This window comes from Campylobacter sp. US25a, from assembly GCF_004379075.1.
Taxonomy (GTDB): Bacteria; Campylobacterota; Campylobacteria; order Campylobacterales; family Campylobacteraceae; genus Campylobacter_D; species Campylobacter_D jejuni.
On the sequence record NZ_RYYM01000131.1, the window covers coordinates 1 to 281 of the forward strand.

At 24.9% G+C, this 281-nt stretch carries 1 protein-coding gene; it reads left to right on the forward strand.

Annotation, left to right across the window (positions count from 1 at the left end; translation table 11 throughout):
* A partial coding sequence (locus tag ELQ12_RS10320) for a hypothetical protein (RefSeq protein ID WP_208379408.1) occupies positions 1-267 on the forward strand: 267 nt, incomplete at its 5' end.
* Between the last annotated feature and the right edge of the window lie 14 nt (positions 268-281).

The following is a 281-nucleotide window of genomic DNA, read 5'->3' on the forward strand; positions in this document are numbered from 1 at the left end:
TATTTGAGTGAATTTTTACAAGATTATATTTGTGATTTAAATACCCCTAAAACTATGACAATTTTAAATGGTATGAGTCAAATTAACACTACTACTGACAAAGTTTTATTGTTTTTTAATAAAGAATTAAAAATACACACTGATAGTTATTTAAAAATGCAATTAGAAAAAGCGATCTATAATTTTAAGAAACTCAAACTCGGTCAAAAACAAATCAATCAGCTCAATACCCTACAATCTAAACTAAAAGAATGCACAAATGAATGAGATAGAACTTAACA